The organism is Bradyrhizobium sp. USDA 4506 (genome assembly GCF_054058795.1).
On record NZ_JBSSBM010000002.1, the window covers coordinates 4,021,245 to 4,036,748 of the forward strand.

The 15,504-nt window shown below is 64.5% G+C and carries 10 protein-coding genes; 4 read left to right on the top strand and 6 right to left on the bottom strand.

Annotation, left to right across the window (positions count from 1 at the left end):
* Positions 1 to 12: 12 nt before the first annotated feature.
* Positions 13 to 1,653: an arylsulfatase gene (locus tag ACVIHF_RS21395; RefSeq protein WP_456781892.1), complete on the top strand. Its 1,641-nt coding sequence runs from the start codon at positions 13 to 15 to the stop codon at positions 1,651 to 1,653.
* Positions 1,654 to 2,157: 504 nt separating this feature from the next.
* Complete coding sequence (locus ACVIHF_RS21400; protein WP_456792466.1) at positions 2,158 to 4,584, top strand: arylsulfatase; 2,427 nt, start codon at positions 2,158 to 2,160, stop codon at positions 4,582 to 4,584.
* Between the two features lie 237 nt (positions 4,585 to 4,821).
* Here ACVIHF_RS21400 and ACVIHF_RS21405 read toward each other — a convergent pair whose 3' ends face one another.
* On the bottom strand, positions 4,822 to 7,362 hold the full coding sequence (locus ACVIHF_RS21405) for a sensor domain-containing protein (protein WP_456792467.1): 2,541 nt from the start codon (positions 7,360 to 7,362) through the stop codon (positions 4,822 to 4,824).
* Positions 7,363 to 7,629: 267 nt separating this feature from the next.
* Positions 7,630 to 7,791 carry a DUF1127 domain-containing protein gene (locus tag ACVIHF_RS21410; protein ID WP_080583391.1) on the bottom strand — a complete coding sequence of 54 codons (162 nt, stop codon included), beginning with the start codon at positions 7,789 to 7,791 and terminating at the stop codon, positions 7,630 to 7,632.
* A gap of 257 nt (positions 7,792 to 8,048) precedes the next feature.
* Here ACVIHF_RS21410 and ACVIHF_RS21415 point away from each other — a divergent pair, with 257 nt between their 5' ends.
* On the top strand, positions 8,049 to 9,392 hold the full coding sequence (locus ACVIHF_RS21415; RefSeq protein WP_229159674.1) for an aminotransferase-like domain-containing protein: 1,344 nt from the start codon (positions 8,049 to 8,051) through the stop codon (positions 9,390 to 9,392).
* 90 nt (positions 9,393 to 9,482) lie between these two features.
* Here ACVIHF_RS21415 and ACVIHF_RS21420 read toward each other — a convergent pair whose 3' ends face one another.
* The gene (locus ACVIHF_RS21420) at positions 9,483 to 9,839 is read right to left on the bottom strand and encodes a hypothetical protein (RefSeq protein WP_229191184.1); all 357 of its coding nucleotides are present in this window, start codon (positions 9,837 to 9,839) and stop codon (positions 9,483 to 9,485) included.
* Between the two features lie 86 nt (positions 9,840 to 9,925).
* The gene (locus ACVIHF_RS21425) at positions 9,926 to 10,573 is read right to left on the bottom strand and encodes a hypothetical protein (protein ID WP_456780210.1); all 648 of its coding nucleotides are present in this window, start codon (positions 10,571 to 10,573) and stop codon (positions 9,926 to 9,928) included.
* A 44-nt stretch (positions 10,574 to 10,617) separates the two neighbouring features.
* On the opposite strand from ACVIHF_RS21425, the gene ACVIHF_RS21430 reads away from it, so the two are divergent.
* Positions 10,618 to 11,052 (top strand): hypothetical protein, encoded by a 435-nt coding sequence (locus ACVIHF_RS21430; protein WP_016840859.1) that lies wholly within the window; start codon positions 10,618 to 10,620, stop codon positions 11,050 to 11,052.
* Positions 11,053 to 11,131: 79 nt separating this feature from the next.
* Here ACVIHF_RS21430 and ACVIHF_RS21435 read toward each other — a convergent pair whose 3' ends face one another.
* Together ACVIHF_RS21435 and ACVIHF_RS21440 are read right to left on the bottom strand one after the other, a co-directional pair.
* A complete protein-coding gene (locus tag ACVIHF_RS21435; protein WP_076825716.1) occupies positions 11,132 to 13,534 on the bottom strand; it encodes an EAL domain-containing protein in 2,403 nt (800 codons plus the stop codon).
* A 147-nt stretch (positions 13,535 to 13,681) separates the two neighbouring features.
* Positions 13,682 to 15,070, bottom strand: a complete 1,389-nt coding sequence (locus tag ACVIHF_RS21440; protein WP_456794108.1) for an MFS transporter — start codon at positions 15,068 to 15,070, stop codon at positions 13,682 to 13,684.
* Positions 15,071 to 15,504 lie beyond the last annotated feature (434 nt).

Here is a 15,504-nt window from a genome sequence, read left to right on the forward strand (position 1 = left end):
GCCTCACGCGATATGAGCCGTCGAAATGTTTTGCTCGCGACGACAAGCCTGGCGGCGGCATCCGCATTAGGCGCCGCCGCATCGGTCGAAAAGGCACTGGCCCAGGCGCAGCAGGCACCGAGCGGCCAGCGGCCCAATATCGTCGTCATCATGGGGGACGATATCGGCATCTGGAATATCGGTGCTTACCATCGTGGCATGATGGCCGGCCGGACGCCGAACCTCGACAAGATCGCCGCAGAAGGCATGCTGTTTACCGATTATTACGCCGAGGCGAGCTGCACCGCAGGCCGCGCCAACTTCATCACCGGCGAGCTGCCGATCCGCACCGGCATGACAACGGTCGGCCAGGCCGGCGCCCCCACAGGCTTGCCGGCGGAGGCTGTGACCATTGCCACCGCGCTCAAGGGCATGGGCTATGCCACCGGCCAATTCGGCAAGAACCACCTTGGCGACAAGAACGACTTTCTGCCGACCGTGCACGGCTTCGACGAGTTCTTCGGCTATTTGTATCACCTCGACGCGATGGAAGATCCGGCTCACCCTGCCTATCCGCAGGAGCTGTTGAACAAGGTCGGCCCGCGCAACATGATCCATTCGTGGGCAACCAATGTGGACGACGCCACCGTGGATCCCCGCTGGGGCAAGGTCGGCAAGCAGAGGATTGAAGACGCCGGAACGCTCTATCCCAAGCGGATGGAAACGGTGGACGATGAAATCCGAGACTTCGCCTTGTCGTTCATTGAAAGGGCCAAGGCCGATAACAAGCCGTTCTTCTTGTGGCTCAATCCGACCCGCATGCACATCGTCACGCATTTGTCGCCGAAGTACGAGGCGATGCGCAACTCCAAGAACGGCTGGTCGATTCATGAAGCCGGCATGGCGCAGCTCGACGACGATGTCGGCCTCGTCATGAAAAAGCTCAAGGACATGGGCGTGGATGACAACACCATTGTCATCTTCACCACGGACAACGGCACCGAGGTCTTCACTTGGCCGGATGGCGGACAGACGCCTTTCGCGCAGAGCAAAGGTACGGTGATGGAAGGCGGCTTCCGCGCGCCGGCGATGATCCGCTGGCCGGGCAAGGTGCCGGCGGGCAAGGTCGAGAACGGCATCATCTCCGGGCTGGACTGGTTCCCGACCTTGCTGGCGGCTGCCGGCAACCCGAACATTGCCGAGGAACTGAAGAAGGGCAAGCAAATCGGGGATCGCAACTACAAGTGCCATCTGGATGGCTATAATCAGATGGACATGATCACCGGCAAGGGGCCGTCGAATCGACACGAAATCTGGTACTTCGGCGAGAGCGAACTGGGGGCCGTGCGCATCGACGACTACAAGTATCGTTTCATCGACCAGCCCGGTGGCTGGCTGGGCGAAAAAGCCAAGGTTGACGTCCCCTACCTGATCAACCTCCGCCTAGATCCGTTCGAGCGAACGGGCTGGCCCGACAGCGGGACCAAATACGGCGCCCAACAGTACTTCGACTGGTTCAAATATGAGTTCTGGCGCTTCGTGTTCGTTCAACAGGAGGTCGAGAAGCTGGCCATGACCGCAATCGAGTTTCCGCCGATGCAGAAGGGCGCGAGCTTCAACCTCGATTCCGTGAAGGCTAAAATCGAGGCCGCCAGGACGGCAATGGCAAAATGAGATTCATGATCGTGTTGGGCGGCGTCCATGCCGCCCAACACCGTCTCCTCCGGCCTTTCGGGCCGGCGTTCGACCAGGCGACTTGACACGTCGGGCAACCCAGGGACATTCTTCTAATATTCCGAAATTGCGCACGAAGATGCCATTGAGGACGCGGCGGTCATTCGCTCGTCGCACGCCGCGCGGCTTGTTGGGCAGCATCGGCTCGGCAGTCCGGCTCAATCAGGCGCTGACCGACGGCGATTGGTCACTATACCCCCGAAAGCGGATGCATTGTGTTCACATCGAGTTCTTCAGCTTCTGACCAAAGCGGTCGCGAGACCCGGTTTTGGCCCGAAGTACCAAGGGGCCCTCCGTTGATCTAGATCAAGGGAACAAAGCGGCGCTTCCATTTCGATCCCCCAATGGTTGTACAGCGTCGGGTGAGCGGGGTGACACCTCTCCGTACCACACGTTAGCGGAGGCGTCCGAAAGCCCAAGCGGGTAACAGAAGGAGAGGCATCGATGAATCGCCGTCAGCTTTTTCTTTCCACCGCAAAGGGCGCGCTTGCGTCGGCACTCGGTTGGTCCTGGCTTCGCGAGTCGGCGCAGGCTCAAGAAGTGCTGCCGCTTCCGCAGCCGCCATTCAAGGGAAAAATCGGCACCACCTATAAGGACTCGTTTCCGGACAAGATACCGATCATTAGTGCACCAAGCAGCGCGCCGAACGTCCTGCTCGTTCTGATCGACGATTGCGGCTTCGGACAATGGGGGACTTTCGGCGGCCAAATCCCTACCCCGAACCTGGACCGGCTCGCAAAGGCCGGATTGCGCTACACGCGCTTCCATACCACGGCGCTATGTTCTCCAACGCGGGCCGCGCTGCTCACGGGCCGCAATCATCATTCCGCCGCAACAGGCAACATTACCGAATTGGGCGACGGCTATCCCGGCTACAGCGGACAGATTCCGAACAGCGCCGCCATGGTGGCAGAGCCGTTGCGCCAGCATGGCTACAGCACAGCCTGGTTCGGCAAGAACCACAATATTGCGGATTGGGAGACCAGTGTGTCGGGTCCCTATGACCGCTGGCCAACCCGGCAGGGATTTGATCACTTCTACGGTTTCTTGGGGGGCGAAGCGAACCAGTGGGTGCCGGCGCTCTATCGCGACAATACGCCAATCGAGATGGAGGTCCCGAGCGGCCGGAAAGCCGATTACACCCTGAATGAAGCCCTCGCCGACGAGGTGATCAGTCACATCAACAAGCAAAAGTCGGTGACACCGGACCGGCCATTCTTCATCTATTACGCGCCCGGTGCCACGCACGCGCCTCATCACGTGCCGAAGGAATGGATCGACAAGTTCAAGGGGCAGTTCGATCAGGGGTGGGATAGATATCGGGAAGAAACATACCAGCGACAAATGCGCCTGGGCGTGATCCCTGCCGACACCAAGCTGACCCCGCGGCCGGCGGAGATTCCTGCCTGGGATTCCCTTTCCGCTGATCAGAAGCGCATCGCCTCGCGGCTGATGGAGACCTTCGCCGCCTACACGGCCCAAACCGACTTTCATGTTGGGCGCGTCCTCGATGCTCTGGAAGCAGTCGGCCAAACGGACAACACGCTGATCTTTTGGGAGATTGGCGACAACGGCTCCTCGATGGAAGGTACCCTCAATGGCACCTTTAACGAGATGGTCGGCGTTAACGGTCAGCAGGAGGACCCGAGCTATATCCTGGCGCATCTCGACGAGATCGGCGGTCCCAAGTCCTACAATCATTTTCCCGTGGGATGGGCGTGGGCCATGGACACACCGTTCCAATGGGGCAAGCAGGTCGCCTCGCATTTCGGCGGTACGCGCAATCCGCTCGTCATCTCATGGCCCAACAGGATCAAGGACAAAGGCGGCATTCGCACTCAATTCCATCACGCGATCGACATCGTTCCGACGATCCTGGAGGCTGCTCAAATCGAGCAGCCCTCGTCGGTCAACGGGGTTGCCCAAAAGCCGATCGAAGGCGTCAGCATGGTTTACACCTTCGACAACCCGAAGGCTGAAGAGCAGCGTCGCGTTCAATATTTCGAGATGTTCGGCAACCGTGCGATCTACAGCGACGGATGGGTTGCGTGCGTCCGCCATGGACGGCTGCCTTGGCAAAACATCGGCTCGTATGATTTCGCCAACGACAAGTGGGAGCTTTACCGGATTGAGAGCGACTTCAGCGAGGCCAACGACTTGGCGGCTCAAGAGCCCAAGCGTCTGCGCGACATGCAGGACCTGTTCTGGGTCGAGGCAGCAAAATACGACGTGCTCCCGCTGGACGACCGGTTCATCGAGCGCGCCGACCCAAGCTTGCGTCCGAGCCTGATCGCGGGACGCACCGATTTTACTTATTACCCCGGCGCCACGCGGATCCCCGAAAGCTCATCGCCCAACGTGAAAAACCGCTCGCACAGCATCGCGGCGTATATCGATGTTCCGCAAGCAGGCGGTGATGGTGTGTTGATCGCGGCTGGCGGCACCGTTGCCGGCTACGCTCTCTACATCAAGGACGGTAAGCCGACTTACGAATACAACTGGTTTTCCTTGCAACGATACAAGGTCGCCAGTTCGGAGAAGCTCGCACCGGGTCCGGCAATCATTCGCGTGGACTTCAAGTACGACGGCGGTGGGCTCGGAAAGGGTGGCGTAGTCACGCTTTTCGTCAATGACACGAAGGTTGGAGAGGGGCGGGTCGAAAAGAGCGTCTTGGGCCGGTTCTCGGCCGATGAAACTTTCGACATCGGGATGGATACGGGATCGCCGGTCAGCGATGATTACGCGTCGCCCAATCCCCATACAGGCAAGCTCTTAAAAGTGGAGATTCACCTCGCCCCGGTGAACCACACCGAAAACGACATCAAGACGCTACGCAAGGCCGAACTGGCTGCACAATCGGCCATCGAATAGGGATCGATGAGATCGAGGTGCAAGTCAGGAGGCCCGTTGGCTCGCGGCCAAGTATCGGTTCGTGGCCCTTCTCGAACCTCCGGCGACGTCCGCTTTCTCGCGGCTGTCAGGGTGAGAGCGGACATCAAGCGTCCCTCATCCAGCTCCGCTTTATGAGTACACGGCCCAGCTGATTGGTCAGCTGCCACCATCGAGGCAAAGCCACGGGCAAAAGAACGCTGCCAAAGCGGTGTTCGGCTAGAGGCGATTCCGTTGCGGCTGCATCCGGCGTGCCTCGCGCTCGATGCTGGCGGCGACCAGCGGCGCCTTGTCGGCGGCGATCGGCGGGGAAAACACGAAGCCCTGCACCAAATCGCAATCGAGCCCGCCGAGCACGTCCAGCTCGGCGGACAATTCGGCGCCCTCCGCCACGACCGTCATGCCGAGCCCGTGCGACAGGGCGATGATGCCGCCGAGCAGCTTGCGCTTCTCCGGCGCGGTGGAAATGCCATCCACGAAGGCCCGGTCCACTTTCAGGCAGTCGAAAGGCAGGCGCGTCAGGTAGCCGAGCGAGGAATAGCCCGAGCCGAAATCGTCCAGCGCCAGCCGGGCGCCCAAGCCGGACAGCGCCGTCAGCGTGCGACTGATCCGTTGCTCGGTATGATCCACGAACAGGCTTTCGGTCAGCTCCAGGCAGAGCAGCTCCGCCGGAAAGCCGGTCTCTGCCAGGATGGCCGAGACCGCGGTCTCGAAATCCACGCTCCAGATCTGCGCCGGCGAGACATTGACCGAGATGGAGCGCGGCGGCAGCCCGGCATCCAGCCAGGCGCGGCCCTGCCGGCAGGCCTCGCGCAGCACCCACAGGCCGAGGTCGACGATGAGGCCGGAGCTTTCGGCGATCGGGATGAACTCCGCCGGCGAGATCGGCCCGCGCTCGGGATGGGTCCAGCGCAGCAGCGCCTCGAAGCCGGTGACGCGGCCGGTCTTCAGGTCCACCTGCGGCTGGTAATGGGCCTCGAGGGCGCCGGCCTCCACGGCGTGGCGCAGATGGCGGCCGAGATCGAGCCTTTCATCGACGGCCTGCGCGTAGACCGGCTCGAACAGTTGCGCCCGGCCGCGTCCGGCCTCCTTGGCCATGTAGAGCGCGAGGTCCGCGTTGCGCACGGCGGTCTCCGCCGTCGCACCGTGCTCCGGCAGGCGGGCGATGCCGATGGTGGCGCCGACCGAGGCCTCGCCCTCGGCAAGATCGACGGGGCCGGACAGTTTGCCGACGAGCCGATCGGCAAGCCCGGTCAGCGCGGCGTCGGACGTGTCGCATCCATCCGCCAGCACGGCGAATTCGTCGCCGCCGAGCCGGGCGATGAAGGCGCGCGGCCCCAAGTCCTGCCGCAACGCAGCCGCCACCTTGATCAGCAATTCGTCACCGGCGGCATGGCCGAGGGAATCATTGACCTCCTTGAAGCGATCGAGGTCGATGAGCAGCAGCGCACCAGTCCGGCCTCCCCGGGCGCAGCCTTCGGTCAGGGCGGCGAGCTGGCGCGTGAACAGCGCGCGATTGGCAAGGCCGGTCAACGGATCGCTGTAGGCGAGCTGCTCGAGCTGGCGCTCGGCTTCCTTGCGCTCGGTGACGTCCTGCACGGTGCCGATGATGCCGATGACCTTGTCGTGGGCAACCTCCGCCTTGCAGATCACAGCCAGATCGCGGGGCATACCGTGCGCGTGCAGGATGCGCAGGTCGGTGGCCTCGGTCCGGCGGGTGCGCAGCACCCGTTTCTGCACATCCCGGAAGCGGTCGGCGTCGCCGTCCAGGAAATAGGGCCTCATGTTCTCATCGGTCGGCTCGAACGTGTCGGGCAAGCCGAGGAGCTGGTAGAGTTCGGGCGCCCAGATCGTGCGGCCGCTGTCCAGCCGGTGGCTCCAGGTGCCGATCTTGCCGAGACGGTGGGCTTCCTCCAGCGCCCGCGTGCGCTGGTCGAGCAGCGCCTTGGCCGCCCTGAGCTGGGTGATGTCGCTGGAGGTGCCGCGATAGCCGAGAAAGCTGCCGTCATCGCCGAAGATGGGCTTGCCGCTGGTGCAGATACTGACGCGCGAGCCGTCCTTGCCGATCAGCGTATAGGTGAAGTCGCGAAAAGGGCGATGGGCCTCCATATCGGCCCGGTGCCGCGCCATCGCCTCGCCGTCCTCGGGTGCATAAGTCAGCTCCCAGCGCGCCTTCCTGCCAGCGGCCACCGTCTGGAACGCCGCATTGCCGGCAAGCGATTTGGGATAGGGCAGCAGCCGATGCTCGGCGTCGCTCTCCCAGCACCAGTCCGAGGCGGTCGAGACAAAATCGGCCAGCCGTTGCTCGCTCTCCGCCAGGCGCCGCAGCGCGGAGGTCTCCTCCGTGACGTCGCGGACGATGCCGGACACGCGTCGAACCTGGCCGTCCGCGTCGAATTCCGGCTCGCCATGCACCACGCAGTCGAGCAGGCTGCCATCGAAACTGCGGAGTCTCGCGCGCACCGCATAGGGCCGCCCCTCCGCCCAGCAGGCAGCGTAATGCGCCTCCAGGAGCTTCCGGCTTTCAGGCAAATAGCGCTCGCGCACCGTGGCGATGGGGATGTAGCCGTCGGCGGTGTCGAATTCGTAGAAGGCGGCGAGCTCGGGCGATATCCAGAGATCGGTCGCGGCGGCACTCTGCGACTCCCAGTAGCCCATGCGGGCCAACCGGATCGCACAGCGCAGCGATCGCTCCTCATGCCAGCGGCGACGCGCTTCCCGGGTCGGGGCCTGCCCTTGCGACAATTTGCGAGCGGCCATCGGTCCCCAACTAAACGCTAGCGTACGCAGCTAACAGGCTAGCATAGAGCGTCACAACCTTGGAGCGACGGCGGTGACGAGATGGGGCTCTTCCGCTTCTTTGGTGTAGTTTCGGTGAATTCTGCAACCGGCAGTCGGCGCCCGGCCCTAAGGCGCGACGTGATTGGGTTGAATCGTCATCGCGCTTTAGCTCTTTGTTTGAGCATGACCTTTTTGGAAAACCGCTTCGCACTTTTCCGGATCATGCATTAGCGCAGCACCGGCATCCTAACGGATCCGCACCAGCTCCAGGTCGAAGTCGCCGGTGACGGCGGTCTCGATCTGGCAGCGCGAGAGTCCGATATCGCGCAACGCCCGGTCATCGAGCTGGCGCAGCGTCTTGATCGCCTCGCGGCGCACCCAATAGGTCGCGAGCGCATCGCCCCACACTCGGAGCAATCGGAGCAATCCGCCCAATGTACTAGGCCGCGCGGGCGCTGCGGCGGCTGAGGATATCGCTGACATTGTCATCTCTCCTTCGCTGCCCATAGACAAAGCTACGCCGTTGACGCAAATGCTGTTTCAGCGCCCGCGCCGCCGGGACCTCGGATTGCTTGCGCACTCCTCGGTGCAATCATGGGCTTGTTCCCTCTTAAATGATCCGGTACATTGCTCGGAGCAAGTAAAACATTGCTCTCGGTGCAATAATGTCGAGGTTCGAATATCTGAAGCTGGCGGATGCGGTGGCCGCCGAGATCGCCAGCGGCGCGCTGAAGGCGGGCGACCGGCTGCCGCCGCAGCGTCATTTCGCCTATGACCGCAACATCGCCGTCTCGACGGCGAGCCGGGTCTACACCGAACTGTTGCGGCGCGGGTTGGTAGTCGGTGAAGTCGGCCGCGGCACTTTCGTGTCCGGCGAGGCACGCCGCGGCATCACGGCCCCGACCGAGCCGCGCGGCGCCCGCATCGACCTCGAGTTCAACTATCCGCTGCTGCCGCACCAGGCGACGATGATCGCCAAGAGCCTCGAAGGACTGGAGCGGCCCGAGGTGCTCGAGGGCGCGCTGCGGCCGGCGACCAGCTTTGGCACGCGGGCGGCACGCACCATCTCCTCGGAATTTCTGGCGCGCAAAAGCTGGACGCCAAATCCCGACCAGATCGTGTTCACCGCCAATGGCCGGCAATGCATCGCCGCCGCGCTCGCCGCCGTGGTGCCGCCCGGCGGACGCTGCGGCGTCGAGGCGCTGACCTACCCGTTCGTCAAGGGCATCGCGGCGCGGCTCGGCATCTCGCTGGTGCCGCTCGCGATGGACGAACACGGCGTGCGACCGGATGCGGTGCAGAAGGCGCATCGCGAGGCGCACCTGTCCGCGATCTACGTCCAGCCCACGATCCAGAACCCGCTCAGCATCACCATGCCGGCCGAGCGCCGCGCCGAGCTGTTGCGCGTGGTGGAGAAGCTCGGCCTCATCGTCATCGAGGACGGCGTCTACGGATTCCTCGACGATGAGGCGCCGCTCGCCGCGCTCGCGCCCGACAGCTGCATCGTGCTCGACAGCCTGTCGAAGAAGGTCGCGCCGGGCCTCGCGCTCGGCTTCATCGTGTCGCCGCCGCGGCTGCGCGAGAGCATCATGGCCGCGGTGCGCTCGGGCGGCTGGACCGCGTCGGGCTACGCCTTCGCCGCGGGGCAGCGGCTGATGGCCGACGGCACCGCCGCCGAATTGTCACGGCTGAAACGGATCGATGCCGGCCGCCGCCAGCTTCTGGCGGCCAAGCATCTGGCCGATTTCGAAATCCAGACCAATCCGAAGTCGTATCATCTCTGGCTGACCTTGCCGCCGCATTGGCGCTCGCAGACACTGGTCGCGGCCGCGGCGCGCCGCGACATCGCGCTGACGCCGTCGACGACCTTTGCCGCCACGCCGGGGCACGCGCCCAATGCGGTGCGGCTCGCACTGGCCGCACCGCCGATGGAGCAACTCGACCTCGGCCTGCGGACACTGGCGGGAATGCTGAGCGCGACCGAAGAGGATTTTGACTCGACGGAGTGACATCGCACGTTCACTCCGAAGCAGCGCCGCAGTCCAGAATTGGATAGGAGTGGCACTCGCAGCGGCCCATTTCCAGTGAGCGCCAGGGCATCAAAAGCCACAGGCCGCATACGTCTTTCTCACGAGACGAAAATGCGCGCCCTCGGCTACGAAGTCCACATCCATGCACTGGTTGCCTTTGCGATACTCCCCGATCACGCCGCACTGCAGATATTCGAGGTTTATCCGCCAGCGCCTTTCTTGCGGCGAGTAGGTCGCAAAGTCGTGCTGCGCGACCGGCGTTCCCTTGCAAATTCCGGCAACGTATCGCCGCACGTCGGGCGGCAGATTGTCGACGTGATTGTGATCAAGCGGATCATGTTTGTTGCCCACGCTGCCCTTGGAAAGAGCCGGCGGGATGCTCAGGAGCACAAGGCAAAGAGCCAAAAATGGGGTCCGGATTGTCATCTGACGCTCCAGCCAAAAGCAAATCCGTCGCCGAGTTTACAGCGCGTTGCTTACAACCCGCTTACAGTCCGGCCGCGCGAACCGCTTCACCGATTGCGAACCGCCTTCGGCAGCAGCGCATCGGGCAATTGATCGAAGCTGTAGCGCCGCGGCCGATTGCGCGTGACGAAACCGCCGACCTGCCAGGTGAACAGCGCCGCAAAGCCGACCAGGAACAGCGCCCCCATCCAGTTCGAGGTCAGCAGCGCCGTCAGCAGCAATCCGATCATTGCCACCGCAAGGCAGGCCAGCAGCGCCAGCGCGGCGGTGTACGTCTTCGGTCCGAGGCCTCCGACCAGCCTGGCGTTGCTGCCCGCCGCCTGCATCCGGCGATGCAGCTCGACGATGAAGTCGCGGTAGAGATGGCCCTGCGGCGCCACCAACGTCGCGGTCTGCCAGGTGGTCGAGAGGATCGCGATCCGCCCGCCCTTGGCGTTGTCGATGTCGGCGCGAAACCGCTGCTGCTGCATCGAGACCGGGCGATAGGACAATTTCACCGCGGAGATGTCGGCATAGTCCCACACGCCCGACCGGCCGGCGATCCGCCACGACAGCCCGTCCTCGGTCAGCTCGAACTGGTGCGCCGAGCCGATCAATGAGGCCTTGTAGGCATAGCGCAGCGGCGAGCCCTCGCCTGCCTCCGATCGATCCTGCAACGTTGTTGGCAAGCCGCCGTTCCACCCGTCCAAATCCATCCAAGCGCTTGCGCGGGACGTCACGGCTATCCTACAAGCGAGCCATGCCCGAGACGACCTATTTTCCGCGCTACCTCATCCTCGGCGGCGCGATGATATCCGGCGTGCTGCTGGCGCTTGCCGTGCACATGCTCGGCGCGCGCTACGGGCTCGATCTCGGCGGCCTGTGGCGCTCCGACAGCCACGAGTTCATGCCGGCGGGCGCCGCGATTGCGTGGTGGCTGATCGCGACCGTCGGATTTTCGGGCGGCTACTTCACCGCCAATCTGATGCACAGCGCGGTGGCCGGCCAGATCCCGCAGCGGATGCGTAACTTCCTGATCGTCGTCGGCGTGCTGATGCTGGCCGGCGCCGGCCAGGCCGCGTCGGCGCCAAGCACGGTCTCGACCATTTCCGCCGTGCTCGCCGGCCTTGCCGCCCTGTGCCTCGGCGCGGTGATGGCGTTCTGCGGCGCCTATTTTGCCCTGCGCAAGAGCTAGAGCGTTTTCGAGCGAAGTGGACGCGGTTCGCGTGAAGAAAACGCGTCCAAACCAGAATCCAGCTCCCCGGCCTTCCAACTCAGGCGACCGACCGTTCCGGCACCCTGCGCAACATCTTGGCGACGTCGGCTGCCGGTCGCGGCGGGCTGAACAGATAGCCCTGCGCTTGCGTGCAGCCCTCCCGACGCAGCAGGTCGAACTGGGTATCGGTCTCGACCCCTTCGGCTGTCGTGACGATGCCGAGGCTCTTGCCGAGGCCGGTGACCGCGCGCACGATCGCCATCGAGTCCTCGCGTGTCGCAAGGTCGGTGACGAAGGACCGGTCGATCTTGATCTTGTCGAACGGGAAGCTGCGCAGATAGCTCAGCGAGGAATAGCCGGTGCCGAAATCGTCCAGCGAGATGCGGACGCCGAAGCCGCGCAGCTCATGCAGCACCGCGAGCGTCGCCTCGCTGTTCTGCAGCAGCACCGATTCGGTGATCTCGAGCTCAAGCCGATCCGCCGACAGGCCCGATGCTTGCAGCGCCGCCTTCACCGACGACACCAGGTTCGGGTTCTTGAACTGCACCGGCGAGAGGTTGACGGCAACCGCGACGGCCTCGGGCCAGCCCGCGGCATCCGCGCAGGCCTTGCGCAACACGATCTCGCCAAGCGGAACGATCAGCCCGGTTTCCTCGGCGACAGGAATGAAATTGTTCGGCGCGATCAGGCCACGCAGCGAATGGTTCCAGCGCGCCAGCGCCTCGAAGGCGACGATCCGATCGCCCGCGACATCGCGGATCGGCTGGTAGTAGACCTCGAACTCGTCATGCTCGAGCGCGAGCCGCAGGTCGCGCTCCAGCAGGCGGCGCGCCTGCGCACGCGCATCCATCCCGGTCTCGAAGAAGCGATAGGTGCCGCGGCCGTCGGCCTTGGCGCGGTACAGCGCGAGATCGGCCTTTTGCAGCAATTCGTCGGGATCCTTGCCGTCTTCGGGCGCGAGCGAGATGCCGATGCTGACGCCGATCACGAGCTGATGGCCGCCGATCTCGTAGGGCGCGGCGATCCGCTCGACCACGAGACTTGCCAGCGACGACACGACGGACGGCTCGCAATTGCTGCAGAACTGCACGATGGCGAATTCGTCGCCGCCAAGCCGCGCCACGGTGTCGTGCTCGGTGACGCATTCGCCCAGCCGGCGCGCCACTTCGCGGAGCAGCGCGTCGCCGATCGGATGTCCGAGCGTGTCGTTGATTTCCTTGAAATGATCGAGATCGAGACAGAGCACGGCCAGTTGGTCGGAGCGCTTGGCCAGTCTCGAGGCCTTCTCGAGCTGCTCGCGGAACAGCGTCCGGTTCGGCAAATTGGTCAGCGCGTCATGCCGCGCCATGTGTGAAATCTGTTCCTGGGCCTGCTGCCATTCGGTGATGTCCTCGAAGGTCGCAACCCAGCCGCCGCCCTTCATCGGCTGGTCGACGACACGGATCGCGCGCTCGTTGCGGCTGACGATCCGCGTCGCGCTGTGGCCGGCCTTTGCCTCGGCGACGAGAGCATTGCAGAACTCCTCGGGATCGCCGTCCCACTCGCCGATGGAATGGAGGTCCTGCAGGACATCGATCAGCAGGCGTCCCTGCAGCGGTATGCGACTGCGCCCCATCATCTCGCTGTAGCGCTCGTTGAACAGCATGATGCGGCCGTCGGCATCGAACATGCACAGCCCCTGCGACATGTTCTCGAGCGCGGTATCGAGCACCACCTTCTGCTTGTGAAGTTCGGTCTTGGCGCGACGGTCGAGGATCGAGGCGATCAGCGAGAGGCCGAGGATCGCGAAGGCCGCAACGGCGGTCATGAACGAGAGCACGCGCGGCGAGACCGTAAGTCCGCCGGAAACGATCGTCGGATCCGGGACGAGCGTCACCGCGCCCATCGCGGTGAAATGATGCGAGACGATCGCGACGGTCAGAAGACCGGTCGCGGCGGCGGTGGTGCCGAAACGTTCGCCACGGGTGGCAACGACGAGCGCGAGCGCGCCGAACAGGCTTCCGAACGCGATCGACGAGGCGACGATGCCGGGCGACCAGACGATGCGCGCGGGCAGCTCCAGCCCGAGCATGCCGGTGTAATGCATCGCCGCGACACCGGCGCCGACGATCGCGCCACCGGCCGCAACCGTCTGCCAGCGTCCATCGAGCGTGGCGACGGCCAATCCGACCGCCAGGATCGCAACCGCGAGCACCAGCGACAGCAGCGTGATGGGAATGTTGTACCCGGCCTCGATGCCGGGATCGTACGCCAGCATGGCAACGAAATGGGTGGCCCAGATACCGCAACCGCCGACCGCCGCATCGAGGCCGATCCAGATCTCGCGGGCCCGCCCCTGCGCAGCGCGGGCACGGTGAAATAGGCTGATCGCGACGGCGCTGGCGAGCAGGCAGATCACCCCGCCGAGGACGACCAACCGCCAGTCATGTTCCAAAGTGAGACAGGTCAGAACGCGATACATATAGGCCCCCTTTATGGACCTATAAGAACAGACGCATTCGTGTAGGAACGGTAACCGCACCGCAGCAAGGTTCCACGCATGGTGAAGAAGCCTTGAATGCAGGCGATCGGGTCAGGGCAACGCGGAGATGCCTCGCTGCGGTTCGTCTCAGCGCCGAGCCTGTGACCATGCGCCGATCCAGATCAGCGCAGCCGCCGCCAGCAACACGCCGGCGGAGATGACGAGGGCCGCATGCAGGCCGGTGATGAAGGCCGCGGACCGGCTGACCATCGAGCCGAACAGCGCGACACCGAGCACGCTGCCGGTCTGCCGGGTCGCGTTCAACACCCCGGCCGCGATGCCGGCATGCTGCGGCCCGGCACTGCCGAGCAGCGCCGATGTCAGGGGCGGCACCAGCAGGCCGAGGCCGCCGCTCATGGCCAGCAATTGCAGGCAGATCGCGAGGTAGCTGGTGCCGGGGCCGATGAACAGCATCGCAAGACATCCGGTGGCGGAGAGAGCGGCGCCGAGCGCGATTGTCGCCGGCGCGCCGATCCGCTCCGCGACATGCGGTGCGATCAGGTTGGCGGGCAGCACGGCGCCGAGCATCGGCACGAACGCGAGGCCAGTGGCGAACGCCGACAGCCCGTTGACCTGCTGGAAGTAGAGGCTGAGCACGAAGATCAGGCCGTAGAACGCGACATTGACCAGGAGGCCGACCAGCGAGGTCAGGGCAAACATCCGGTGGCGGAACAGCGAGAGCGGCAGCATCGGCTGCGGCGCGCGCGCCTCACGCCAGACGAACAGCACGGAGAAGACGGCGGCGAGAGCGAAGCCTGCGATCACGAACGGGTTGCCCCAGCCGAGCGCGCCGCCTTCGATCAGCGCGCCGGCCAACGTGCCGAGCGCGGCGATCGCCGCGACCTGCCCCGGCAGATCGAGCCGGTGTTGCTGATGACGCGTGGTTTCGCTGGCAAAGCGCCAGGCGAGCCACAAGCCGGCGAGGCCGATCGGCAGGTTGACCAGAAAGATCGCGCGCCAGCCGACCAGCGCGATCAGTCCGCCGCCGACGAACGGGCCGGCGGTCAGCGCAAGGCTCGCGCCCGCGGCCCAGACACCGACCGCCCGTCCCCGCGCCTTCTCGTCTTCATAGGCATGGCGGAGCAGCGCCAGCGAGTTCGGCACCAGGATGGCGGCGGCCAGCCCCTGAACGCAGCGGGCGGCGATCAGCGTCGTCGCATCAGGCGCGACCGCGCAGGCAACCGATGCCGCGGTGAAGATCGCAAACCCGGCCATGAAGATGCGCTTGGCGCCGATCCGGTCGCCGAGCGCGCCCGCGGTCAGGATGAAGGCCGCAAAGGCGATCGTGTAGGCGCTGACCACCCATTGCAGTTCGGCGACGCCGCCGCCGAGCGAGGCGCCGATCGCGTTGAGCGCCGTGTTGACGATGGTGACGTCGAGCTGCACGACGCCATAGCCGAGACTCATCGCGGCGAGCGTCAACGTCGCCGCGAGCCCGCTCGTTTGCCGATGCGACGTTGCGCGGCGGTCCGGCATGTGCCGGACGTTCAGGGAGGTCTGTTGCATGGTCTCGTCCTTGCTCTCGGCAACCAATGCGAGACATAGGCCTTCGTTTCGCCGCAACACTTCGCCACGGATCGAAGTGTGAAATCTCGTACCCGGCCGATCTGTCCGACGGCGGCCCGCTTGCGCGGCGTTTTGCCTCAATAGACCTACGGACCGCCCTCGCGCGGCTCACTGGCCCGAGCGCAGGGCGCATCATGCGCATGCGCGCGTCGACTTCACACTTTGGTAAACGTCACAGCCGGCTCAGCCGTCCCCATGCTGACGCATATCGTCCATTCGCCTCGCGCCAGCTAACCCGCATCGACGCCGGGACGGCCGCAAAATCGGCAAAAAAGCCGGCGAAACCGCCTGAAACGGCGGAACATGCAGTGGCCCCATCGCGGTCCTGCGACTCACATTCCGCA

What these genes read in the sequence shown, in the direction of transcription:
- ACVIHF_RS21395 (WP_456781892.1), top strand. Translation starts at nt 13, where the DNA reads ATGAGCCGTCGAAATGTTTTGCTCGCGACGACAAGCCTGGCGGCGGCA.
- ACVIHF_RS21415 (WP_229159674.1), top strand. Translation starts at nt 8,049, where the DNA reads ATGTCGAGGTTCGAATATCTGAAGCTGGCGGATGCGGTGGCCGCCGAG.
- ACVIHF_RS21440 (WP_456794108.1), bottom strand. Translation starts at nt 15,070, where the DNA reads ATGCCGGACCGCCGCGCAACGTCGCATCGGCAAACGAGCGGGCTCGCG.
- ACVIHF_RS21435 (WP_076825716.1), bottom strand. Translation starts at nt 13,534, where the DNA reads ATGTATCGCGTTCTGACCTGTCTCACTTTGGAACATGACTGGCGGTTG.
- ACVIHF_RS21425 (WP_456780210.1), bottom strand. Translation starts at nt 10,573, where the DNA reads ATGGATTTGGACGGGTGGAACGGCGGCTTGCCAACAACGTTGCAGGAT.
- ACVIHF_RS21420 (WP_229191184.1), bottom strand. Translation starts at nt 9,839, where the DNA reads ATGACAATCCGGACCCCATTTTTGGCTCTTTGCCTTGTGCTCCTGAGC.
- ACVIHF_RS21405 (WP_456792467.1), bottom strand. Translation starts at nt 7,362, where the DNA reads ATGGCCGCTCGCAAATTGTCGCAAGGGCAGGCCCCGACCCGGGAAGCG.
- ACVIHF_RS21430 (WP_016840859.1), top strand. Translation starts at nt 10,618, where the DNA reads ATGCCCGAGACGACCTATTTTCCGCGCTACCTCATCCTCGGCGGCGCG.
- ACVIHF_RS21400 (WP_456792466.1), top strand. Translation starts at nt 2,158, where the DNA reads ATGAATCGCCGTCAGCTTTTTCTTTCCACCGCAAAGGGCGCGCTTGCG.